Below are 23,115 nucleotides of genomic sequence, written 5' to 3'. Positions count from 1 at the left end.
CCGAGTGGCCTGATGTAAAAGCGATGCTACGGCAAAAAATGCTGCGATAGTCCGCGCGAACCGCTCGTCCTCGACTAACGAAACGATCTGGATCAGGCGAAGGCCCTTCCTTCCTCGGTGCGCTGGAAATGCACCAGATCGAGGGGCACGGAAGGACGGCCCAGAACCGTCAGGATCATATGCGCCTGGCCGCGGTGATGGGTCTGGTGGTTGAAGACATGAGCCAGCGCCGGCGCCAGGCGCTGAGAGACGGTGCGCATGTCCGAAACCGTCATGTAGGTGAAGCGGCCCGACAGCGCCTTGTCGCCCAAGCCGGCGAGCCAGTCGACGATCCGCCGGTCCTCGGCCTCGCGCGCGGTCCTCAGGACGGGCAAGGCCCGGTGCAGTATGGTGTCCAGCGCCGTCGGCGCGTCGCCCTCGCCGGTGAAGCGCTTCATCCAGATGCGATCGGCGGCCAGCAGATGATTGAGCGTGCCCATCAGTGAGCCGAAGAAAGCGCCCACATCGCGATTGAATTCCTCTTCGTCGAGATCGGCGGCGGCATCATAGATGCGGCCATTGGCCCATTGATTGTAAGCCGCAAACATCATGAAGTGCTGTTTCATCTTTTCTCCCGCCGCGCCCGTTTCGGGTTTCGGGAGTGATACCTAGACCGCAAAGGGGCCGACGCCAATGACCATTCTGCTTTACGATCTGGTTGGACATAATGAGAGCCGCCCGTTCAGTCCGCATTGCTGGAAGGCAACGATGGCGCTGGCCCACAAGGGACTTGAATTCTCGACCGCGCCGACGCGTTTTCTCGAAGTGCCGGCCATTGAAGGCGGTTTTTCGAAAACCGTGCCGGTCATCCGCGATGGAGACAAGGTCGTCACCGATTCCTTCGCGATAGCGCTCTATCTCGAGGAGGCCTATCCGGATCGCCCGACGCTGTTTGGCGGCGAGGGCGGCAAGGCGATGGCGCGCTTCATCGAGCGCTGGTCGCAATCGACCATCCACCCTTATGTCACCACCGCGGCGCTCGTCGACCTTCATGCCATGCAAGACGAGGAGAACGCCTCCTATTTCCGCAAGAGCCGGGAGCAGCGCTTCGGCAAGCGGCTGGAGGACGTCGTTGCCGCACGCGACGCCGGCCTGGCAACTTTCCGGGCAACGCTGGAGCCGCTGCGCTCCATGTTGAGCTACCAGCCATTCATCGGCGGCGCCTCGCCGCTGTTTGCCGACTATATCGTCTTCGGCGCGCTGCAATGGGCGCGCATCGCATCGCCTTACAAGTTGCTCGAAGACGGCGACGCGGTGGCGCGGTGGTTCACCCGCTGCCTCGACCTGCATGGCGGGCTGGGACGAAAGGTTGCGGCGGCAGCGTGACGGGGCGCGAAGACCCGCCTGTCCGCAAGGCAGTTCGAGCGCCGTCAACCCGTTGCGACAATCAGCGGCGGAACAGGCCCTACTTTGCCGACTTCTTTGGCTTGCCGTTCTTCGGCTTGCTGGCTTTCGCGGCGGCCTTTTCTTCCTTGGGGGCGGCTTTTGCCTTGCCAGCACCAGATGCCTTCTTGGCTGGCTTCTTGTCCGCCGACGGCCCCCCCGCGTCCTCTCGATCGACGTCGGCCGCCGCCTGGTGCCAGTGGCGTTCATGCTGACCGGCCGGTTGCCCTTGTTCCTGCCAGATCTGATGTGCCCGGTTACGAATGCGCTCCTGACGATCGTCTGTCATGGTCATGTTGTCTCCATTCGGACCGACTTCAGCGCGGCGCCGACGCACGACTATAGCAAGCAAAGCGTTACATTACAGCCATCTGATCTAGCCCCGGGCCGGCCGGCCACGGAAGCGCGGGCCGCCGGCCTCAGCTATCGCTCCGTGCGTTCGTCGCCCGGAAAGCCAAGCAATTGGCTTTCCGTCCGCCTCGCGGACCGCTCCTCACCCCCTTGGCAATGGGCCGGGCGGCTTGTATAGAGCCCGCCACTCTCCATTCCATTTCAGACAAGGACGACCCATGGCGCTCGAACGCACCTTCTCCATGATCAAGCCCGACGCAACGCGGCGTAACCTCACCGGCGCCATCACCAAGATGCTGGAAGACGCCGGCCTGCGCGTCATCGCTTCGCGCCGGGTGTGGATGAGCCGCCGCGAGGCGGAAGGCTTCTACGCCGTCCACAAGGAGCGGCCGTTCTTCGGTGAGCTGGTGGAATCCATGTCCTCGGGCCCGACCATCGTACAGGTCCTGGAAGGCGAGAGCGCTATCATCAAGAACCGCGACGTGATGGGCGCCACCAACCCCGCCAACGCCGCCGAAGGCACCATCCGCAAGGTGCATGCGCTGTCGATCGGCGAAAACTCGGTGCATGGCTCCGACGCGCCAGAAACGGCCGCGCAGGAAATCAAGTACTGGTTTTCGGACACCGAAATCGTCGGCTGAGCCGCCAATCCACACCTCGCATTCAAGAAAGGCCGGCGAAATGCCGGCCTTTCTTCGTATGGGACGTGGTCTCAAGCTCTACGGCATCTCATATGAAGCGAGCCGCAGGAAGTCCCGCGAAATACGAGATACGTGAATGGACCGGGCGCGGAGCGCCGTCGAGATGGAGTCGAGCCAACCATGACCAGCGGCATTCCAGGGTTCTTCCAGGGCACCGATATGCCGACCAGCGGATGGTGGGAGGTGCTGTGGCCAGACCCGGCGACAGTGCTTGCGGCCGCAGGGATCAAGCCGGGTATGGAGGTGATCGACCTCTGCTCCGGCGATGGCTGGTTCACGTTGCAGATTGCCCGGATCGCGCGTCATGTCACCGCCATCGATATCGACGCCGATTTGCTCGAGTTCGCGCGCCGGCGCCTGACTGAAAATGGCCTGTCGAATTGCGACTTCGTGGCGGGCGACGCCTATGAGCTTGCCAGCCTGGCGGCCCGACCCGCCGACTTCATCTTCATGGCAAACGCCTTTCATGGTGTTCCCGATCAGCTCCGCCTGGCCCGCGCGGCACGTGCGGCGCTTGGCCCGTCAGGCCGTTTTGCCATTGTGAACTGGCATCAGACGCCGCGCGAGCGAACGGTGGTGCTGGGCGAGCCTCGCGGACCGAAGACCGAGTTGAGACTGTCGCCGGAACAGACCATTGCGGCCGTCGAGCCGGCCGGCTTCAGGCTGGCTGAAATGGTTGACGTGCCGCCTTACCACTACGGCGCCATCTTTGCCCCGTCGCCTACGGCGGTTCCGCGAAAGGCGTGAAAAGGTTTTCCTGGGGAACCGCTTCACACTTTCCCTGAAATTGCTCAGCTCGCGGCGCTGAAGCGCAGGATTTCGCGGCCATCCCTGTCCGATAGGGTGAACTTGCCGGCATCGACAATGTATGACGCCGCCTTGGCCAATGCATCGAACAAGGCTTTTTCCTCGGCCATCACATCGGGCGCGCAGGCTTTGTAGGTCGAACCGATATCGCCGATCGCGATCGCCTGGCCCTCGAGCTTCGCCGTGGCAAAATAGGTGTTGCAGGGGCCGCTGCCACCGGCCTTGCCAGCCTCGCTGACCCTGAAGGTCGCCTGCGGCGCGGTGATGGCGCCCACGCCATCGACATAGTCGACGACCCAGAGCTGATCAAAGACGGAAGCCGCTGGCTCCTTGCCGGGTGCGACCATCTTCAACATGATTGTCTGCGGCGCGTCCGTCAGCGGATCGAGCTGATGGCGCACATCGGATATGAACAGCAGCCTTCCGTCCACGGTGATCCGGGCCTGCAGTGCGTAGGTCATCCGCGGCCGGATGACAGAGGGGTCGAATTTTATCTCGAAGCCGATCGGCACCTGGCCGGCGGGCTTGATCTTCTGCTGCCCGATGATCTTGGCGGGCGCGTCGGCCAACGAGATATCGGCAAGCTCCACGGAGAGCACGGCGCTAGGGGGCAATGCGATGCGCTCGCGATAGATCACCTCCCCCGTGACGGCCTTTTCCGCGGCAACGGAGAGTTCCGGCACTGCGAGGATGCCGACCACCAGAGGCACGAAACCGAAGACGAAGAACTCCGCGAGCCTGTCCAGCACGACCGTTCTCCCTTGCAAATCAGTCACGAGATCAGTTGGCCGAAGGATTGCGGTCGTTCCGTGACGCTTGCGCGGTATTATTCGGATGGCGGCTGCTTCCAGCGCCGAGCTGCCTCGGCGTCGGTTTCCTTGGCCTCGACCCAGCCGCCCTCGGACCCGTCGGCGCGATGTTCTTTCTTCCAGAAGGGTGCGCGCGACTTGAGGTAGTCCATGAGGAAGTCCGCCGCCTCGAACGCCGCCTGGCGGTGCGCCGAAGCAGCCACCACCAACACGATGTTCTCTCCCGGCGCGATCTTGCCGTGGCGATGGATGACGGTGAGACCTTGCAGCTGCCAGCGCTCGGTGGCTTCGGTCGCGATGCGTTCGATCTCGGCTTCGGCCATGCCCGGATAGTGCTCGAGCTCGAGCGCCGAAAGCGCGCCCTGCTCGTCGCGGCACATGCCGGAGAAGGTGACTACCGCGCCAATGTCGGCGCGGCCTTGCGTCAGCCCGGCGATCTCGGCGGCAACGTCGAAATCCTGGCGCTGGATGCGCACGGTCGGCACCAGAACGGCCGACATGATGTCAGCCCCCGGTCATCGGCGGGAACAGCGCGATCTCGCGCGCGCCTGATATCTTCTCGCGGTGGTCGACATGTTCCTGGTTGATGGCGACGCGGATCACATCGGGATATTGCAGCGCGTGTTGATAACCTTCGCCGCGCGATTGCAGCCAGTGCAGGAGGTCGGCGACCGTCTCGATGGCGGCGGGCAATTCGACATCTTCTTCCGGCATGCCGATCCGTTCGCGAACCCAGGCGAAATAGATGAGACGGGTCGTCATCTCACTCGTCCATGATGTGTTTGAGGCCAGCGCGGAAATAGTCATAGCCGGTGTAGAGCGTCACGAGGGCCGCGATCCACAGCAGTACGAGGCCGGTCTCCGTGGTCAGCGGAAAGATTTTGTCGCCGGCTGGCCCCGCCAGCAGGAAGGCGATGGCGACCATCTGGATGGTGGTTTTCCATTTGGCGAGCTGCGTTACCGGCACCGAGACCTTGAGCGCCGCCAGATATTCGCGCAGGCCCGAAACCAGGATTTCGCGACACAGGATGATGATCGCCGCCCACAGCGACCAGCCGGCGATGCCGGCATGGCGGTCGGTGTCGGCGGCAAGCAGCAAAAGGCACGTGGCGACCAGCAGCTTGTCGGCAATTGGATCGAGCATCTTGCCGATATTGGAGGTCTGCTGCCAGGCGCGGGCAAAATAGCCGTCGAAGTAATCGGTGATCGACGCCAGCAGGAAAATGACCAGCGCCGACCAGCGGGCGAAGTCGCTCGATTTCAGATGGCCTTCTAGAAAAAAGCACAGCACGACCAGCGGCACCGCGACGATGCGGGCGTAGGTCAGGATGTTGGGCAGGTTAAACGCGCGCTGGGCCATGTCTTCGGGGACTCTTTCTGCCTGCGTACTCAAATCAGATGCGAATGTGGGGGGTCAACAGGCCAAAATCGATTGGCCAGCCGAAAACAGCGGGAAACCTTCGCACACCTTGTGCCAAAACCGTAGCCATTTTCGGGAGATATGCCGAGTGCACTTTTGGGCGACATGCGTTCTTGCCTTACGCATGTCGTTATCCCAAAACCACGCGCACTTTTGGGCGACATGCGTTGTTGTTTCATGCATGTCGTTATCCCAAAACTACGCGCACTTTTGGGCGACATGCGTTGTTGCTTCATGCATGTCGTTATCCCAAAACCGCGCACACTTTTGGGCGACATGCATCAGCTCTCGTGGAAGTGATTGTAGACCAGTTTCGCCACCTGTTCGGAAATGCCGTCAACCTTTCTCAGATCCTCGATTGCGGCACGGCTGACCGCTTTGGCTGTGCCGAAATGCAAGAGAAGCGCGCGCTTGCGGCCGGGGCCGATGCCGGCGATTTCGTCGAGCGGGCTCTTGACCATCTCCTTCTTGCGGCGAGCCCGGTGCGAACCGATGGCGAAGCGGTGGACCTCGTCGCGCAGCCGCTGGACGAAATAGAGCACGGGGTCGCGTACAGGCAGCGAAAACGAGTCCCTGCCCTTGACGAAGAAGCGCTCGCGGCCGGCATCGCGGTCCTGCCCCTTGGCGATGCCGATGGCAACGACGCGGTCCTCGATGCCGAGATCCGACAGGATCTTGCGCACCGCCGTCATCTGGCCCTGGCCGCCGTCGATCAGGATGACATCGGGCCAAGCCGGGAAGCTGCCGGAGATATCGTCTTCGATATCATCGCCGGTTTCGGCTGCCGTCGCCTCGCCCGCTGCCGCATCGTCGGCCACGGCAACATCGCCATGCTCCTTGAGCAATCGCGAAAAACGCCGCTCCATCACTTCGCGCATCATGCCGAAATCGTCGCCTGGCGTGATCTCCGTCGAGCGGATGTTGAATTTTCTGTACTGGTTCTTCACGAAGCCTTCCGGTCCCGCGACGACCATGGCGCCAACGGCGTTGGTGCCCATGATGTGCGAGTTGTCGTAGACTTCGATGCGCACCGGCGGCTTGGCCAGGCCGAACGTCTCGGCGAAACCGGCAAGCAGCCGCGCTTGCGTCGAGGTTTCCGCCAGCCGGCGGCCAAGCGCCTCACGCGCATTCTGCAAGGCGTTGTCGGTCAGGTCCTTCTTCTCGCCGCGCTGCGGCACCGAGATCGCCACTTTGCGGCCGGCGCGGGTCGAGAGCGCCTCGCCCAGCAGTTCCTGGTCCTCCACGGTCTGAGACAGGAGAATGGCGCGCGGTGTCGGCTTGTCGTCGTAGAACTGCGCCAGGAACGAGCCCAGCACTTCCGATCCTTCCAGCGCCGGATCGGCCTTCGGGAAATAGGCGCGGTTGCCCCAGTTCTGGCCGGTGCGGAAGAAAAACACCTGGATGCAGACCTGGCCGCCTTCCTGATGGATGGCGAAGACATCGGCCTCGTCGACGGTCGCGGGGTTGATGCCCTGATGGCTCTGCACGTGCGACAGGGCCGCCAGCCGGTCGCGATAGATGGCGGCGCGCTCGAAATCGAGGTCTTGTGAGGCCTGCTGCATGGCAGCCGAAATCTCGGTCTTCACCTTCTGACTGCGGCCGGACAAAAAATCCTTCGCTTCGGCGACCAGCTCGGCATAACCCTCATGCGAGATTTCGCCGGTGCACGGACCGGCGCAGCGCTTGATCTGATAGAGCAGGCATGGCCGCGTGCGGTTCTCGTAGAACGAATTGGTGCAGCTTCTGAGCAGGAAGGCGCGCTGCAGCGAATTGATGGTACGGCCGACTGCACCGGCCGAGGCGAAGGGGCCGAAATAGTCGCCCTTGCGCGACCGCGCGCCGCGATGCTTGTAGATGCCGGGCGAGACATGGTCGCCGGTCAAAAGGATATACGGGAACGACTTGTCGTCCCGCATAAGCACATTGAATCGCGGCCGCAAACGCTTGATAAGATTGGCTTCGAGCAGCAGCGCCTCGATCTCGGTGCGGGTGACGACGAATTCCATCGTCGACGTCTCGCGCACCATGCGACCGATGCGGTTGGTGTGGAACCTGCCTTGCGCATAGTTGGTTACACGCTTCTTCAGGCTGCGCGCCTTGCCGACATAGAGCACGTCGCCAGCGGCGTTCATCATCCGATATACGCCTGGTGCATTGGGCAGCCGTTTCACCAGCGTCTGGATCACCTCGGCGCCGACCATGCCTTCGGCGTCGCCGGCATGCGGCGTCCAGTCGATGGCCGTGAAGGCGACATCCGGGCCGACCGGTTCGACGATCTCCTCCAGCGCCTCATCCTCGAGGTCGATTTCGGGAGGAAGATCATCAGCGCCGCCGCGCGCCTTGTTCTTGTGATCCAAAGGACTCATTCCGCCATGCCTGTCACATCGGGCGTCTGCCATGCAAGATGCTGGCCGCCATCGAGCGCGATCATCTGGCCGGTGACCGAGCGCGTCTTCCAGAGATAGCGGATGGTGGCGCCGAATTCCGGCAATTCCGGGCCGCGTTTCAGAATGAGGCCAGCGACCTGAGCATCAAAATCGGAATCGTCCTGGCGTACGCTCTTCAGCGTCGGGCCCGGCCCGATCGCATTGACGCGGATGCGAGGCGCGAGCGCCTGCGCCAACATCTGCGTCTGGGTCCAGAGCGCCGATTTGGACAGCGCATAGGAGAAATAGCGCGGTGTCGGCCGCCAGACGCGTTGGTCGATAATGTTGACGATCAGCCCCTCCTGCCCTTCCGGCAAGGAACGGGCAAAGTTCTGCGCCAACAGCGCCGGTGTTTTCACATGAATGGCAAAATGGCGGTCCCAGGCATGCCAGTCGAAATCCTCGACGGAATCATCGACGAAGAGCGAAGCATTGTTGACCAGCAGCGAGATTGGGCCCAGCGCTGCCTCCGCCTGGCCGACGAGGTCGCCGACGGCGTCCATGTCGGTCAGATCGGCCACGACCACGGCGGCGCGGCCGCCCGACCGGTTAATCATCGCGGCCAACGCATCCGCCTCATCGTGTGAGCGGTTGGAATGGACGGCGATCGCAAAACCATGGCGGGCCAGATCCTCGACGATCGCCTTGCCGATCCGTTTCGCTCCACCGGTCACCAGCGCCACGGCAGCGGCTTTGCTCATCTGTTGTCAATCCTCAATTTCGGCCCGAAAACGCGATGCCGACGAAATATGGCCCGGCATGCGTTAAATGGCGTTCGCACCTGGGGCAGCATTGTGGCGAAGCGCCCGGTTCGGCATGCCGAGCCCTCTTGGACTCGGACCGCCGGACCGCAATATAGGTCGGTGGACTCCTTGCACCAAGCGGCGTGCAGCGCAGCATGAATTGCTGCTGACATTTCGCTGTTGCGAAGATGCAACGTCAAGGTTCTGCCTCATTCGCGCCGGGGAATCACCCAAGTTCAGGTTCGCTTCAGCCGTATTTTGACACGACATTTGGAACCGACGAACGCCAGATCCGTTTCACCCCCCGGGCGGGTCGATGGCGATCGTGAGAAACAAGCCTGTGTCCTGTGGCTTAAGGAGTAAAGAACAATGCAAGCCAATCTCAAATTCGCACGGCCGCTGGCTGTTGCGCTCGGGCTCTTCGCCCTCGGTAGTACCGCCTACGCGGCGGATGTCGTCCAGGAAGAGCCGCCGGCACCCGCGCCGGTTGCCGAACTTCCGGTCGCATCGTGGGCTGGCCCGTATGCCGGTCTGAACGTCGGCTATGGCTTCAGCGGCCATTCCAATGCCAGAGATATCGGTGTCAACGTCGGAACCAAGGGTTTCGTCGGCAGCGTCTTCGGCGGCTACCAGTGGCAGCAGGAGAACTTCGTATACGGCGGTGAAGCCGAACTCGGCTACAACGGCGTCAAGGGCGACAACGCCGGTATTGATTCAAAGGCCGGCTTCGAAGGTTCTCTGCGTGCCCGTCTCGGCTACGCCGTGACTCCGGAAATCCTGCTCTATGGCACCGGCGGTCTCGCCGGCAGAAGCCTGAAAATCGATGATGGTGTCAGCAGCGACCGCGCCACAATGGTGGGTTGGACTGCGGGTGTCGGCACCGACATCAAGCTCACCGACAACGTGTTCGGCCGCGTCGAGTATCGCTATACCGACTTCGGCAGCAAGAGCTTCGGCAATGTCGGCAGCGTCAAGGCGACGGACAACCGCGTCACCTTCGGCCTTGGTATGAAGTTCTAAGTCGTCCAAGCCACGACACGAAAAAGCCGGGCCTCGCGCCCGGCTTTTTTACGTCCGCTCAGGCCGGAACCGCGGACTTCAGCTCCGGAAATTTTTCGTCGAAGCGCGCCGCCCAGCGGGTCAACCGGCCGCGCCCCTTCTCCCACTGACCGCCAAAGCGCAGCGAGAGATAGCCGAGGCAGGCCCGCAATGCCAATTGACCGGCGGTGATCTTCTTCGGCAGTTTCGGCGGATTGGCGTTGAGCAGATCGAGTGCTGCCGTGATCTTCGCCCACTGGCGGTCGAGCCAGGGCTGATAGACCATCTCTTCGGGCCGGGTGCGACGCTCGTAGACCATCGACAGCGCGCAATCGCAGATACCGTCAGCCAGCGCCTCCAGCACTTCCGCTTCCAGACGCTTGTCGGCATTGCGTGGAAACAGCGCGCTCTTCGACATACGGTTGAGGTGCTGGGTGATGGCGCGGCTGTCGTGGATAGAACGGCCATCGTCGAGCACCAGAACCGGGATCTTGCCGAGCGGATTGGCGCCGATCAGTTCGGCCGGCCTGTCCTCGGTCTTGACCGGCACCTCATCGAGGGCGATTCCGGCATAGGCGGCGGCCATCCTTACCTTGGAGCTGTAGGGAGAGGCGGACGCGTAGAGCAGCTTCGGCATGATCAGTTTCCTGTTTGCGGACATCCAGTGTTGACCGCACAGGCCGTTGCGATCAATCGCCAAGTGCAAAAAAACAGTGGCCAGAAACCGATTGCGGTTTCCGACCCGGCATCACGCCAAGCCCCCAAACGGTACAGTGGACGATATCAGCAGGCCACGACAGCAAGCCACCGGGATCAAAACCTGCATTCACATTTCACGGGGCACCCAAGCGCCGCGTCGAAATTTCGACAAACATAGCGAGGAGCGAAAGCCTGGCGAGCGAGGCAGCCAACCGGCGCCTCGCTTTGCTTGCCCCTCGGCTCTTTCCCGACGCTCAACCCCGAGGGCTGAACCCGCTGCCGGATATGCTCGCATCCAGAGCGTCAAAGCGTCCCTGCCGTACCCTGAAGGACACGCGGCGCCCCAACGGCCCGGCTTATTTCTTGGCCGGAGCTTTCGCCTTCGCAGGCGCTGCCTTAGCCTTCGGCGCCGCGGCTTTTTTCACTGCCGGCTTGGTCGCGGCTGCAGCTGCTTTCGCTGGCTTCGCGGCTGCTTTCGTTGGCTTCGCCGGGGCTTTCGCGGCCGGCTTCGCCGCGGCTTTCGCAGGCGCAGCCTTCTTGGCAGCGGGCTTGGACGCGGCCTTTGCCGCGGGCTTCTTGGCCGGTGCCGCTTTCGCGGTCGGCTTTGGCGCAGCCTTCGCGGGCGCAGCCTTCGCGGGCGCTGCCTTCTTGGCCGCCGGCTTCGCAGCAGCCTTTGCCGCTACTGTGGGTTTCTTCGCCGCGACGGCAGGTTTCTTTGCCGGCGCCTTGGCCGCTGCGGCCTTCGGCTTGGCGGCAGGTGCTGCTTTCTTTACTGCCGTTGCGGCCTTCGCCGCGACTGCTTTTGCAGGTGCTTTCTTTGCCGGTGTCTTGGATGCCGGCGCTTTAGATGACTGCTTAGCCATGTCATGCCCCTTCACGTTGTGCCGATGGCCGTGAGTGACCCCGACGCGCAATGCATATCTGACTCGCGTCTCGCTAGCCAGCGAAGCAACGATATGATTTTCTCAACTTAAATTTTGGTTGCGATCGACGCACAATCATACTCTTCGCTCGAGAAATCCGCCGTTGATCTTCCGACCCCACCAGCAATTTGAAGCCGGCATTTCCGATGCGGGCGCGCCGTGAAGCTCCGAAGCTTAGCGAGCAACTTCCCGCATGATCTTCGGCCGCGAATATCATGACCCGCCGTCTCATCGAGGCGATCATCTTTTGCAAGCGAGCGGTCCGTGCGGATCACGAGCGCGATGCGACGATCGAACTGAAGATCACCTTGTCAACCATGTTTCGAGCACAGGTCCAGATTGACAGAGAACTCTACTTTGCAGAGTATTCCGTCAAGGATCGGATTGATGAGCGCCGACGACGTTATCCACCAGAGTACACGGCTCAGGATCATGGCCGCCTTGAACACGCTGGAAAGACGCGCGGCGCTGGAGTTCACCCAGTTGAAGGCCATCATCGAAACCACGGACGGCAATCTCGGGGCACATCTCGATACGCTGGCCAGGGCCGGCTATGTCGATATTGAAAAGCTTTTTGTCGGACGCCGGCCGCGGACACGGATCAGAGCGACGACGGCCGGGCGGCGGGCCTTTCGCGGTCACGTTGTCTTTCTTCGCGAGATCATCGATCAGGCAGAGGCAACGCGGCGCAGGAAGTAGCACTGCGACCGAGCGAACAAGAGGCTACGCCGGCGCCAAAGCGCCCGCGACCTTTCAGGCAGCAGGCGCGAAAAAGGATCGGGAAGGAAGAGGCGCGTTCAGCGCAGGACGCGGCAACGGCCGTTGTAGACCATCCAGCGATCGAAACCCGCGACGCAGAACTCGACATTGTCGCCGATCGAGGCAAAGCCCTGGCCTTCCTCGATCAGGTAGAAGATCGACCGGTCCCGGCCATCCGACAGGCTGACGGTTGCCCGGCAATAGTGACGGCCGATCGGCCATTCCTCGCTTGCCTGCTGATAGCGATGCTGGCGAATGTTGCGAAAATCGGTGATGGCGACATCGGGCAGATGCGGCACGTGATGCACCTGGTAGGAGAACCGATGCGTGATCTTGCTCAGCACCCATGTCTCGCCACAGACGCTGCCATCGTCCCCGGAATAGACGGCAAGGTCGGCGGCATGGACCGCCTGGGTGATACCGAGAGGCGCAGCAAAGGGGGTGCAGAGCGAAACCAGGGCAGCAAGTGCGGATTTGGCGAAGCGAGTCATGGCAGCCTCTCAAGGTCGATTGCACGCACTGTGCGGATTCACTTGGCGGCGGTCAAGCGGTTGCCGAAACAATGGTTTCCACAAAACCGGCGCCGGGCAGTTGCTGGAAGCAGCAATGCACTGGCAGCGGCGAAGTTCCGAGAAGGCGGATCGTGCGGTCGTAACGAGCGCGGCGATCGAAGGCGGCTATACAGGCGGCGGGACCTGCTCGCCGGTCAGCCATTCCAGCGACCAATGCGCCGGCTTTTCCACGGCGAGCAATCCGTGCAGCGCCGGCAAGACGGTTCGCAGTTCGCCTTCCAGCGTGAAGGGCGGGTTGACCACGACCATGCCGGTGCCATCGAGGCTGGGTTGGGAAGTGGCTGGCCTGATCTCGAATTCGATGTCGAGGATTTTCGGAATGCCGGATTGCTTCAGCGCTTTTCTGAAGGCGATGACAGCCTTGCGGTCCTTGATAGGGTACCACAGCGCGTAGATGCCGCTGGGCCAGCGCCTGTACGCCCTCATCAGCCCGTCGACGAGGCGGCCGAACTCACCCTCTTCCTCGAAGGGCGGGTCGATGAGCACGAGGCCGCGCTTTTCCTTTGGCGGCAGGTGCGCCCCGAGCGCAAGCCAGCCATCGAGTTCCATCACCCTTGTCTGGAAATCGCCGGCGAACTCCGTCTTCAGCCTGGCGGCGTCTTTCGGATGCAGTTCGACCGCCGACAACCGGTCCTGCTTGCGCAGGAGATTGCGCGCGAGCAACGGCGAGCCCGGATATTTCTTCACGCCGCCCTCGGGATTGAGCGCGCGCACCGCCGCCAGATAGGGCGCCAGCAGCGCCGCCGCCTTAACGTCGAACGAGGCATCGATCAGCCTGCCAACGCCGCCCTGCCACTCGCCGGTCTTTTGCGCTTCGACCGACGACAGATCGTAGCGGCCGATGCCGGCATGGGTATCCACGACGCGAAACGCCTTGTCCTTCTGCTTCAGATATTCGAGCAGGAGCGTCAGCACGACATGTTTGACGACGTCGGCGAAATTTCCGGCGTGGTAAGCGTGACGGTAATTCATTTGGGGTCCCTGCCCCAGCGTGGCGGCGGCGGTTGCGAGCTCGGATTTTCGGGTCGACCACCACCAGAGCGCAAGGACAGCAAGAAACCTATCAAACCGACCGCCATCAGCGAGAAGCCGATCGGCCGCGCGCGACCGTCGATCTCGCCGACGCCGGAGCGCAAGACAAGATCGACCGCTCGCATCGGTATACCCTCGGCATCGCCCGGGCCGGCCGTGAAGATGTAAGCGCCAGGGCTGACGGAGGCGATCAGGCCGGCCTCATCGCGGAAGATCTTGTCAGGCAGCTGCGGGCTGGCCTGGCGCGGATTGTCCGCATGGTTGAACTGCAGCGTCGAGGCAAGCACCGTACGGCCGTTGGTGGCGGCGGTCAGCGTCAATACCGTGCGTTGCTGCGAAACGATGCGCTCGGCTCTCGCGGTGAGGTCGACCAACACCCGCACAGGCGCATCGCGACCTGAGAGCGATACGGTCAACGGTCTGAACCGGCCCTGCTCATAAACCCGCCAGGTACCGATTTCGCGGCCGGAAAAATTTGTCATCGCCCAGGGGTAGATGAGACCGATACCGGTGCCGGCCAACAGGACCAGGACAAACAGAAAGCGCATTCAGACGGTCACCTTGCGTCAAGCCTGATCGGAGGGTTGGCTTGCATCGGCACCGTCGCGCAGCCGTTCCATTTCGTCCAGCACCATGTCGAGGCCGAGTTCGAATGTCTTGTCGAATTCGGCGGCACCAAAAAAGCGCCCGGCTGCCATGACATTCGGATAGTCCCTCGCCAGTTGCTCGTCGCTGACCGTGTTCACCGCGGACGGGCCCCTGGAATAGCCCGCGTTCTCGTCCAGCACCGCGCCCATCAGATAATAGCCGACGGCGCGGAACAGCCGCGCGCTGAGTTCCGTGTCGAAGCCGCCATCCTTGAACAAGCCGATAATGCCGTTCAACCAGGCAAGGCAAATCGGCGAGTTCATCCGATAGGTAACGATGAAACTGGAATAGGCGGGATGGTCGCGGCCGATGCGGCGAAAATCCTCAATGGCGATGCGCATTCTTTGCCGCCATGGAAGGCTGGCGTCGGGGATTTCAAGCGGGGCGATCAGCCGGTCGATCAACGCTTCGTGCAGATGCGCCACCGAGGGAAAGTGATGGTAGATGCTCATCGCCTCGCAGCCAAGCGCGGCGGCAAGCTTGCGCATCGAAAAGCCGGGAAGGCCCTCCCTCTCGATCACCTCGAAAGCCGCGTCCTCGATCATTTCGCGCGACAGACGCCCACGCGCTCTCTTTTTCTTGATTGATTGATCCATCGCGTCGCTTGACAACTTACAGTGTAAGGTTCATCTTCGTCGTCACCTTACATCGTAAGGCTAACAAAGGCCAGAGGAGAAAACCATGTCGTACCATCGCATCGTCAAATCCGTGCAGTCTTCATCCCAACGTGCGTTCCTGTTCGCCGCCGCGGCCTGTGTGCTGTCGCTCGGCACCGCGCCGGCCCATGCCGACGACTATGATGCAACCCTCAAGGACATACAGTCGACCATGGGCGGCGTACCGAGCTTTGTGAAACAGTTTCCCAAAACCGGTCTGCCCGGTGCCTGGGCCGAGGTCAAGGCCATCGAACTCAGCGACAAGACGGCGCTGCCGCCCAAGGTCAAGTCGCTGATCTCCTTGGCCGTGGCCGCGCAAATCCCGTGCACCTATTGCATCTGGTCGGATACGCAGGACGCCAAACGTGCCGGCGCAACCGACGAGGAGATCCAGGAAGCCGTGGCGATGGCCGCGTTGACCCGCCACTGGAGCACTATCTTCAATGGCATGCAGGTTGATTTCAATACATTCAAGACGGAAATGGGCGGCCAATAAGACCGCCGGCAAGACGGAAACGGGCGGCCAATAAGACCGCCGGCAAGACGGAAATGGGCGGTCAACAAGGCCGCCGGCAAGACGGAAATGGGCGGCCAATAAGACCGCCGGCAAGAGGATAAATGCGCCCGCCCTGCTTCATGCTTGCCCTGACCACGATGGCCCGCGTAGCAGCGGGCCATCGCCAGTCTCGGACATCTTTAAATTACAGTCCGCGCGCCAGTGCCACGATCAACCCGGATGCGTGAGCGCGCATTCTGCGCCACTGCCAGTTGCGACGCGGATGCCATTCGCAGAAAGATACCGGCAAAGTATTCTCAACCAAGTGTTTAGATCTGCAGCCCTGGCGGGTTTGGCAGCAATCTCATTGCAACCTAACGATTGACGCTTTTCTGAGCCGTCCTTCATTCGGGTGAAGTGATGCCGCCTCCGGAACGCTCACCGCAGCGCATCAAAGCAAAGCAACAGGCATCGCCATTTGCGAGAAACCGAGGGCTCACGCCTTGCGCTCCCAGCGCCTGTCCGCGGTCTGCTGCCAGTAGGTCACGGCGTGGCCCGCGCCCTTCATCGTCTTCCAATGCGCCCGGGCCATCTCGACCTGGGCTGCGTCATGGCCGTCGAACATGAACACCGCACGCTCGTAGCCGCCAAGATCGGGCGGCGCGGCGCCGTCGACCAGGAACCTGATCTTGGCTTCGTTGGGATTGCCGTTGCCGGTGGTCAACAGGATTGGTTGTTCCGTTGGATACGCTTCGCGATCGGTCGCGTGTGCCAGGAAGGAATCGTCGCGGAAAGTCCACAGATGCTGGTCGAGCGCGTCGCGCCGCTCCTCGGTGCCGGTCTGCACCACAGCGCGCCAGCCGCGATCGACGCTGCGCTCGAGCAGGCCCGGCAGCGCATCCTCCAGCGTCGATTCGGTCAGATGGTAGAACAGCACATCGGCCATGGGATCGACGTCAGCTCTCGTAGTGATCACGCACCAGCCGGTCCAGCAGCCGTACGCCGAAGCCCGAACCCCACGACTGGTTGATCTCGTTCAACGGCGAGCCCATCGCGGTGCCGGCAATGTCGAGGTGCGCCCAGGGCGTATCCTTGACGAAGCGCTGCAGGAACTGCGCGGCGATGATCGCGCCGCCGTAGCGGCCGCCGATGTTCTTCATGTCGGCGTTCTTGGAATCGATCAGCTTGTCGTATTCGGCGCCAAGCGGCATGCGCCACAGCCGCTCCTGCGTCGACTGTCCAGCCGCGGTCAGCCTTTGCGCCAGTTCGTCGTTGTTGGAGAAGAGGCCGGCATAGTTAAGGCCGAGCGCAACCATGATGGCGCCGGTCAGCGTCGCCAGGTTTACCATGAATTTCGGCTGGAAGCGGTCGTTGCAGTACCAAAGCGCGTCGGCCAGAACGAGGCGCCCCTCCGCATCGGTGTTGAGCACCTCGATGGTCTGTCCCGACATCGAGGTGACGATGTCGCCCGGGCGCTGGGCATGACCGTCGACCGCGTTTTCGACAAGCCCGATGATGCCGACGACGTTGGCCTTGGCCTTGCGCGCCGCAAGCGCGTGCATCAACCCGGTCACGGCGGCAGCGCCGCCCATGTCGCCCTTCATGTCCTCCATGCCCGACGCCGGCTTCATCGAATTGCCGCCGGTGTCGAACGTGACGCCCTTGCCGACGAAGGCGACCGGGTTTTCCTTCGGCTTGCCGCCATTCCATTGCATGACCGCCATACGGGCGCCTCGGGGCGAGCCTTGCGCGACGCCGAGCAGCGAGCCCATGCCGAGCTTCTTCATTTCTTTCTCGGTGAGGATCTCGACCTTGACGCCGAGCGCCTCGAGTTCCTTGGCGCGGGCGGCGAACTCGACCGGTCCCAGCACGTTCGCCGGTTCGTTGACCAGATCGCGCGCCAGAAGCACACCGTCGATCACCGCCTCGGCATCGGCGAAGGCTTTCCTGGCGCCTGCCGGGTCGGCGGTATGGATGGTCACCTTGATCGGCTTCTTCGGATCGGCCTTACCGCCCCCTTGGCCTCCCCCTTGGCCTCCCCCTTGGCCTCCCGCCTGGCCGTCGTCCTTATCCTTCCTGGTCTTGTACTTGTCGAAGGAATAGCTGCGCAAAAGAATGCCGGCCGCGAGGTTCGCGGCGTCCTTGCCATCGGGCGAGGCACCAGCCAGGTCGAGGACAACGGCCACGTCGGTTGCCTTGCGCAGCGATGCCGCGATGGTGCCGCCGAGCTTGAGCCAGGCATACTCGTCGAGCCCCGACACCCTGCCGGCGCCAACCGCGACCAACCTGTCGAGCGATGTTGCTTCCGGTGCCAGGATTTCGACAGTGCCGGCGAACTTGCCGGTAAACTCCGCGACCGGGAAAGCCCGATCCAGCGTCTTGCCCGGATCGTAGGCCTTGGCCGCATCGCTCAAGCCACCCTCATCCGCCGACAGCACGAAGACCGTGCCCTTTCTGTTCGCCGCCGTCTGGGGCGCGGCGAATTTTGCAAAGGCGATCGACGGTCTGGGGTTCATCATGTCCTGCTTTCGGGGATTGCGCGGCTTTGCGCGAAGCGGTTTGAAGCGATCCGCGACATTTGGTCGTTTTCCGGCATTTGGCAAGACTTTGCCAAAATGGCTACCCATATGAGACGCGGAATCGATGGCGATTCGTCGCGGCACGGCCCGCTTCATGCCGCAACCTGTTGTTAACCATCGATGTTGGTCCTTTCTTATCCATTGCCGCCGACACTCCGGCCTACTGTGGCACGCGACGTGGGACGGGAGCCGGATCGCCGGCCTAATGCAGCCCAACGGAGCCAGTTGTGCGGGCGGCGCCGGACAGCTACCCTTGGCGTGGTGGCATGATGCCGTTCGAGAAAATCGAGTAAAGCCTTCATGAAGGTCGTTGAACGCTACATCATGCGCCGCGCTTTCGTGGTCTTCCTGGCAGCGCTGGTCTGGACGCTGGCCATCGTGTGGACGACGCAGGTGCTGGCCAAGATCAACCTTGTCACCGACAGCGGCCAGTCAGCTTTGACCTTCTTCGAGGTTGCGTCTCTTATTCTCCCCTCCATCATACCGATCGTCGTGCCTTTCGCGCTCGTGGTGGCGGTCGCTCAGACACTCAGTGTGATGAATTCTGATTCGGAACTCGCGGTGGTCAATGCATCGGGCGCCTCGCGCTGGACCATCGTGCGGCCGATCATGCTGCTGGCGCTGGCCGCCAGCGTCTTTTCGTTCGCCGTGGACAACGGCATCGACCCCTATGCACGACAGAAGAACCGCGCCCTGGTGGCGGAGTCGCGCGCCGACCTTTTGTCGCTGATCATCCAGGAAGGCACATTCCGCAAGATCGAGGACGGGCTGTTCCTGCAGATTGGCGAGCGGCTTCCCGACAACCGGCTGGGCGGCATCTTCGTCGCCGATTCGCGCGAGGAAGGCGTCAATCTCGTCTACTACGCCAAGACCGGCAGCATCATCGAGCGGGGCGGCGAGAAAGTGCTGATGATGAATGACGGGGTCATCCATCGCAAGACGCTGACGGGCGACCTCAGCGTCATCCGTTTCACGTCCTATGCCTTCGACATGTCGGCCTTCATGGCGGCAGCCAACCAGGTGACGCTCCTGCCGAAGGACCAGACCACCCAATACCTGCTCAATCCAAGCCCTAACGACAAGAACTATCAGCAAAATCCCCAGGAGTACCGGGCCGAGGTCGACCAGCGGTTTTCGGAATGGACGTACTCCATGGTCTTCGCGCTGATCGCGCTCGCGGTGGCGGGGGACGCGCGTTCGCATCGCGAGGCGCGCGTCAATCCGCTGATCACGGCGATCGCGATCTCGCTGTTCGTGCGCTGGCTGGGTTTCTTCGCCGCGAGCAAGGCCGACGAGGTCCCGCAATATTCCTATATGGTCTATGGCGTGCCGATCCTGTCGTCCGCGGTGGCGATCTGGTTCATCGTGTCGAACCGGACCATGGAACTGCCGGTTGCCTGGGCGGACTGGATGACAAACCTGGCCAGCCGCGTCGGTGACGGCTGGAACGCCCTCAAGTTGCGCCTGTCCGGGCGCGACACCCCAAGCCAAGGGGCCGGCTGATGGGCTGGACTCTGGGCCGATATTTCTTCTTCCGCTACGTGGCGATCACGATCTGGTTCTTCCTCGGCCTTCTGGCGCTGGTATTCCTTATCGATTTCACCGAACTGTCCGGCCGAACCACCGGCCTGCCAGGGTTCACCTATGGCACGGCGATGGCCATTTCAGGCCTTCGAATGCCCATGATCATGCTGCAGACGGTGCCGTTCGTCGGCTTGTTCTCGGCGATGGCGACGTTGGTTTCGCTCAACCGACGTTACGAACTCGTCATCGCGCGGTCCGCCGGCGTTTCCGCCTGGCAGTTCCTTTTGCCATGCTGCATCGGCGCACTGATGTTCGGCGCCGTGTCGGTCGGGATCATCAACCCGCTCGCCGCGCATGCTTTCTCTTTGTCCGAGCAGATCGAAACCCAGCTGCGCTCCGGCAAATCCAACACGGTTTCAGCCGATGCCGCTCCCTGGATTCGCCAGAAAACCAGTTCCGGCGACACGATCATCGGCGCCCGGGCCATCCTCAACCAGGGTCTGGAGATGGCCGACGCGGTCTTTTTCATCCTCGACCAGCAAGGCAATATCGTCGAGCGTAAGGATGCGGCGCGTGCTTACCTGCGCGACGGCTACTGGGAATTGCAGGATGTGAAGACCTTCAGGAATGGCACCATCCAGTCCGCCACGAACGATCGTGTGCCGACCAATCTGAAGCCGGAATTCGTGCAGGAGCGGCTGGCGCGCCCGGAGACAATTCCTTTCTATGACCTGCCCGGGAAAATCGAGGTTGCCCGTTCCTTCGGCCTCAAGGCAAATGCCTTTGCCATGCAGTTTGATTCGCTGGTGGCGTTGCCGTTCCTGCTCGTCGCCATGACCCTGATTGCGGCAACAGTTTCAATGCGATTTGCGCGAATGGGGCAGTCGGGAACGATGATTCTGGGTGGCGTCGTTGCCGGGTTTCTGCTTTATGTCGTTTCGGTGCTGGTGAAGGCGTTCGGCGTGGCGGGGTTCGTGCCGACTGCCATAGCGGCCTGGGTGCCGGTCGTGGTAGCTATGTTCTTTGGGGTGACTTTCCTGCTATACAAGGAAGACGGCTAGTGAGGGAGGCGTTTTTGCCCAGCGACAGGCAGGCCCGTTTGGCGCGCCTCTATGCGGCGAGCGCCTTGGCGTGCCTGCTTGCCTGCGGCCTCCCGTTGCCGGCGTTCGCGCAGGATGTCGGCAACTTGGCGACCACGGTTCCGTCCGGCTCGCAGATGCTGCTGGCCGCCGACACGCTGGAATACAACAACGATATCCAGACAGTGACCGCCATCGGCGGCGTGCAGATCGACTATGGCGGCAACCGCCTCGTCGCCCAGAAGGTCGTCTACAACCGCAACACCAAGCGGATGGTTGCCAGCGGCAATGTCGAGATCGTCAACAGCGACGGCACCAAGATCAATTCGCAGCACATCGACATCACCGACGATTTCGCCGACGGTTTCGTCAACGCGCTGCGCGTTGAAACCGTCGACAAGGCCTATTTCGCCGCCGAAAGCGCCGAACGCATGGGCGGCGTGCTGACCACCTTCCACAATGGTGTCTACACCGCCTGCGAGCCGTGCGAGGATAAGCCCGACAAGGCGCCGACGTGGCGCGTCAAGGCCAGGAAGATCATCTGGAACGGTGAGAAGAAGACGGTTCGCTTCGAGAACGCGAATTTCGAGTTCTTCGGCTTTCCGCTGGCCTACCTGCCGGCATTCGAGATCGCCGACCCGACGGTGAAGCGCAAGAGCGGCTTCCTGATCCCCAGCATCGGCTACAACAGCCATCTGGGGTACAGCGTCAAGATTCCTTACTATTTCGCTCTTTCGCCGACATATGATCTGACGGTGACCGGAAGCGGATACACCAAGCAGGGCTTCCTCGGCGAAGCCGAATGGCGCCAGCGCTTCAACAACGGCCAATACACCTTGAAGATGGCCGGCATCCAGCAGCAGAATCCGGACGCCTTCATCGACAGCGCCGGTCGCAATATCAATTCGGGCGCGGTAGGCGATTCCAACAAGTTCCGCGGTATGATGGGCACGCAGGGACAGTTCGCGATCAACGAGCGCTGGAATTTCGGCTGGGACGTGCTGTTGCAGACCGACAAGAATTTCTCGAACACCTACAACATCGACAAGTACAACGCATATGTCCACCAGTCGTCGGTCTATCTGACCGGTCTCAACGACCGCAACTATTTCGACGTGCGCGCCATGCATTTCGAGGTCCAGGAAAACACGCTCAACAGCAATCCGGCAGCGCGAAGCGGCCAGCAGCCCTGGGTGCTGCCCTCGCTCGACTACGCCTACATTCCCGACACATCGGTCGCCGGTGGCCAGTTGTCCCTCAACGTCAACACGCGCGTCATCCGCCGCGACGATCTCGACGAGGCTTTCAACACTCCCTATGACTCTTCCACGCCCGTACAGCGAGTGCGTGGCATCGAGGGCGAGTCCAGTCGTCTTACCGCCGCGGCCGAGTGGAAACGGACCTTTGTCACCGATGACGGGCTGGTGCTGACGCCGTTGCTGGCGCTGCAAGGCGACGTCGACTATGTCAGGGCGTCATCGGCCTCGCTCACCGCGGTCAACCAGATGGCGACGAATCTGGGCGAGCAGGATGACATGCGCTCGTCCTTTGCCCGCTACATGGCGACCGCCGGCCTTGAGATGAGCTGGCCCCTGCTATTCTCGCTGGCCAGCGGGTCGAGCCACGTTGTCGAGCCGATGGCGCAGGTATTCCTGCGCCCGAATGAACAGTATGTCGGCGGCCTTTCCATTCCGAACGAAGACGCGCAAAGCATGGTCTTCGACGCGACCACGCTGTTCGAACGCGACAAGTTCTCCGGTTATGACCGCATCGAGGGCGGCTCGCGCGCCAATGTCGGGCTGCGCTATTCCGGCTCCTACATCAATGGCTGGGGCACCAATGCGATCTTCGGCCAGTCCTATCAGATTGGCGGCGAAAACTCCTTCGCAGCGCCCGATCTGGTCAATGTCGGCGCAAATTCAGGGCTTGAGACCACCAAGTCCGACTATGTCGGCCTGTTTGGCATAACCAGCCCCAATGGCTTCGCGGCCTCGGTCAGCGGCCGTTTCGACGAACAAAGCTTCGAGATCCGTCGCGCCGAGCTGAAAGCTGCTTATTCCGGCCTGCCTGTGTCGTTGAGCGCCAAGTACGCCTTCATCCAGGCCCAGCCGCTCTATGGTTTCACGACCGACCGTCATGAGGTCACGCTCGGCGCATCGACGCATCTTGCCGAAAACTGGCGCGTGTTCGGGACAGGAACCTACGATTTGCAGGAGGGCCTGCTGGTCAAGGACGGCGTGGGCTTCGCCTACAACGATTCCTGCTTCACCTATCTGATGACGTACGCGCAGTCGCGTGACCTGAACACCAGGGAAGTGACGCAGAGCATCGGATTCAACCTGTCGTTCCGCACCCTCGGCGACTTTGGCTCGTCGACCAACGCAATCGACTCCATCCAATAAGCGGCGACATCGTTTCGCCGCATAGGGCT

At 62.0% G+C, this 23,115-nt stretch carries 25 protein-coding genes; 9 read left to right on the top strand and 16 right to left on the bottom strand.

Annotated features, from left to right (window positions below; genetic code table 11):
* Positions 1-92: 92 nt before the first annotated feature.
* Entirely contained in the window at positions 93-605 is a 513-nt protein-coding gene (locus LB556_RS09655) for a DinB family protein (RefSeq protein WP_224566446.1), read from the bottom strand.
* A 67-nt stretch (positions 606-672) separates the two neighbouring features.
* On the opposite strand from LB556_RS09655, the gene LB556_RS09650 reads away from it, so the two are divergent.
* On the top strand, positions 673-1,365 hold the full coding sequence (locus LB556_RS09650; protein ID WP_224566444.1) for a glutathione S-transferase family protein: 693 nt from the start codon (positions 673-675) through the stop codon (positions 1,363-1,365).
* A gap of 79 nt (positions 1,366-1,444) precedes the next feature.
* On the opposite strand, the gene LB556_RS09645 is transcribed toward LB556_RS09650, so the two are convergent.
* Positions 1,445-1,717: a DUF2934 domain-containing protein gene (locus LB556_RS09645; protein WP_224566442.1), complete on the bottom strand. Its 273-nt coding sequence runs from the start codon at positions 1,715-1,717 to the stop codon at positions 1,445-1,447.
* A gap of 274 nt (positions 1,718-1,991) precedes the next feature.
* Here LB556_RS09645 and ndk point away from each other — a divergent pair, with 274 nt between their 5' ends.
* Together ndk and LB556_RS09635 are read left to right on the top strand one after the other, a co-directional pair.
* Positions 1,992-2,414, top strand: a complete 423-nt coding sequence (gene ndk / locus LB556_RS09640) for a nucleoside-diphosphate kinase (protein ID WP_140761984.1) — start codon at positions 1,992-1,994, stop codon at positions 2,412-2,414.
* A 180-nt stretch (positions 2,415-2,594) separates the two neighbouring features.
* Positions 2,595-3,221, top strand: coding sequence for a class I SAM-dependent methyltransferase (locus tag LB556_RS09635; RefSeq protein WP_224566440.1), 627 nt, complete (start codon positions 2,595-2,597; stop codon positions 3,219-3,221).
* Positions 3,222-3,265: 44 nt separating this feature from the next.
* Here the strand turns inward: LB556_RS09635 and LB556_RS09630 are convergent, their stop codons facing one another.
* The 6 genes from LB556_RS09630 to LB556_RS09605 form a co-directional block, all read right to left on the bottom strand.
* Positions 3,266-4,030, bottom strand: a complete 765-nt coding sequence (locus tag LB556_RS09630) for a YbaY family lipoprotein (RefSeq protein WP_224566438.1) — start codon at positions 4,028-4,030, stop codon at positions 3,266-3,268.
* Positions 4,031-4,107: 77 nt separating this feature from the next.
* Positions 4,108-4,590: a molybdenum cofactor biosynthesis protein MoaE gene (locus LB556_RS09625; RefSeq protein WP_224566436.1), complete on the bottom strand. Its 483-nt coding sequence runs from the start codon at positions 4,588-4,590 to the stop codon at positions 4,108-4,110.
* Between the two features lie 4 nt (positions 4,591-4,594).
* Positions 4,595-4,852, bottom strand: a complete 258-nt coding sequence (gene moaD, locus LB556_RS09620) for a molybdopterin converting factor subunit 1 (protein WP_224566434.1) — start codon at positions 4,850-4,852, stop codon at positions 4,595-4,597.
* Between the two features lies 1 nt (position 4,853).
* Positions 4,854-5,450, bottom strand: coding sequence for a CDP-diacylglycerol--glycerol-3-phosphate 3-phosphatidyltransferase (gene pgsA / locus LB556_RS09615; RefSeq protein WP_224566432.1), 597 nt, complete (start codon positions 5,448-5,450; stop codon positions 4,854-4,856).
* A gap of 341 nt (positions 5,451-5,791) precedes the next feature.
* Positions 5,792-7,876, bottom strand: coding sequence for an excinuclease ABC subunit UvrC (gene uvrC, locus LB556_RS09610; RefSeq protein WP_224566430.1), 2,085 nt, complete (start codon positions 7,874-7,876; stop codon positions 5,792-5,794).
* Positions 7,873-8,637 (bottom strand): SDR family oxidoreductase, encoded by a 765-nt coding sequence (locus LB556_RS09605; RefSeq protein ID WP_224566428.1) that lies wholly within the window; start codon positions 8,635-8,637, stop codon positions 7,873-7,875. The genes uvrC and LB556_RS09605 overlap by 4 nt, the downstream gene beginning before the upstream one ends.
* A 411-nt stretch (positions 8,638-9,048) precedes the next feature.
* On the opposite strand from LB556_RS09605, the gene LB556_RS09600 reads away from it, so the two are divergent.
* On the top strand, positions 9,049-9,699 hold the full coding sequence (locus LB556_RS09600) for an outer membrane protein (protein ID WP_224566426.1): 651 nt from the start codon (positions 9,049-9,051) through the stop codon (positions 9,697-9,699).
* Between the two features lie 58 nt (positions 9,700-9,757).
* On the opposite strand, the gene LB556_RS09595 is transcribed toward LB556_RS09600, so the two are convergent.
* Positions 9,758-10,354, bottom strand: coding sequence for a glutathione S-transferase family protein (locus LB556_RS09595; protein ID WP_224566424.1), 597 nt, complete (start codon positions 10,352-10,354; stop codon positions 9,758-9,760).
* 418 nt (positions 10,355-10,772) lie between these two features.
* The gene (locus LB556_RS09590) at positions 10,773-11,330 is read right to left on the bottom strand and encodes a hypothetical protein (RefSeq protein ID WP_224566422.1); all 558 of its coding nucleotides are present in this window, start codon (positions 11,328-11,330) and stop codon (positions 10,773-10,775) included.
* A 396-nt stretch (positions 11,331-11,726) separates the two neighbouring features.
* Here LB556_RS09590 and LB556_RS09585 point away from each other — a divergent pair, with 396 nt between their 5' ends.
* The gene (locus tag LB556_RS09585; protein WP_224566420.1) at positions 11,727-12,038 is read left to right on the top strand and encodes a transcriptional regulator; all 312 of its coding nucleotides are present in this window, start codon (positions 11,727-11,729) and stop codon (positions 12,036-12,038) included.
* Between the two features lie 98 nt (positions 12,039-12,136).
* On the opposite strand, the gene LB556_RS09580 is transcribed toward LB556_RS09585, so the two are convergent.
* From LB556_RS09580 to LB556_RS09565, 4 genes are all read right to left on the bottom strand, one after another.
* Entirely contained in the window at positions 12,137-12,589 is a 453-nt protein-coding gene (locus LB556_RS09580) for a hypothetical protein (RefSeq protein ID WP_224566417.1), read from the bottom strand.
* 186 nt (positions 12,590-12,775) lie between these two features.
* Positions 12,776-13,642, bottom strand: coding sequence for a 23S rRNA (adenine(2030)-N(6))-methyltransferase RlmJ (locus LB556_RS09575; RefSeq protein WP_224566415.1), 867 nt, complete (start codon positions 13,640-13,642; stop codon positions 12,776-12,778).
* Positions 13,639-14,250 carry a hypothetical protein gene (locus LB556_RS09570; RefSeq protein WP_224566413.1) on the bottom strand — a complete coding sequence of 204 codons (612 nt, stop codon included), beginning with the start codon at positions 14,248-14,250 and terminating at the stop codon, positions 13,639-13,641. The genes LB556_RS09575 and LB556_RS09570 overlap by 4 nt, the downstream gene beginning before the upstream one ends.
* An 18-nt stretch (positions 14,251-14,268) precedes the next feature.
* Complete coding sequence (locus tag LB556_RS09565) at positions 14,269-14,946, bottom strand: TetR/AcrR family transcriptional regulator (protein ID WP_224566411.1); 678 nt, start codon at positions 14,944-14,946, stop codon at positions 14,269-14,271.
* A gap of 85 nt (positions 14,947-15,031) precedes the next feature.
* Between LB556_RS09565 and LB556_RS09560 the strand changes: the two genes are divergently transcribed.
* Positions 15,032-15,502, top strand: coding sequence for a carboxymuconolactone decarboxylase family protein (locus LB556_RS09560; protein ID WP_224566409.1), 471 nt, complete (start codon positions 15,032-15,034; stop codon positions 15,500-15,502).
* 496 nt (positions 15,503-15,998) lie between these two features.
* Here LB556_RS09560 and LB556_RS09555 read toward each other — a convergent pair whose 3' ends face one another.
* Both LB556_RS09555 and LB556_RS09550 read right to left on the bottom strand, forming a co-directional pair.
* A complete protein-coding gene (locus tag LB556_RS09555) occupies positions 15,999-16,448 on the bottom strand; it encodes a DNA polymerase III subunit chi (protein WP_224566743.1) in 450 nt (149 codons plus the stop codon).
* Between the two features lie 10 nt (positions 16,449-16,458).
* Positions 16,459-18,018: a leucyl aminopeptidase gene (locus LB556_RS09550; RefSeq protein ID WP_224566741.1), complete on the bottom strand. Its 1,560-nt coding sequence runs from the start codon at positions 18,016-18,018 to the stop codon at positions 16,459-16,461.
* 363 nt (positions 18,019-18,381) lie between these two features.
* Between LB556_RS09550 and lptF the strand changes: the two genes are divergently transcribed.
* From lptF to LB556_RS09535, 3 genes are read left to right on the top strand one after another with little or no spacing between them, the layout of a single operon-like run.
* Positions 18,382-19,584 carry an LPS export ABC transporter permease LptF gene (gene lptF / locus LB556_RS09545; protein WP_224566407.1) on the top strand — a complete coding sequence of 401 codons (1,203 nt, stop codon included), beginning with the start codon at positions 18,382-18,384 and terminating at the stop codon, positions 19,582-19,584.
* A complete protein-coding gene (lptG, locus tag LB556_RS09540; RefSeq protein WP_224566739.1) occupies positions 19,581-20,666 on the top strand; it encodes an LPS export ABC transporter permease LptG in 1,086 nt (361 codons plus the stop codon). The genes lptF and lptG overlap by 4 nt, the downstream gene beginning before the upstream one ends.
* Complete coding sequence (locus LB556_RS09535) at positions 20,666-23,086, top strand: LPS-assembly protein LptD (RefSeq protein WP_224566406.1); 2,421 nt, start codon at positions 20,666-20,668, stop codon at positions 23,084-23,086. Before lptG ends, LB556_RS09535 begins: the two co-directional genes overlap by 1 nt.
* Positions 23,087-23,115: the final 29 nt, after the last annotated feature.

The organism is Mesorhizobium sp. ES1-4, from assembly GCF_020164745.1.
Lineage (GTDB): Bacteria > Pseudomonadota > Alphaproteobacteria > Rhizobiales > Rhizobiaceae > Mesorhizobium.
The sequence above is the reverse complement of the archived record's forward strand: the minus strand, read 5'-3'. Positions and strand labels throughout refer to the sequence as shown.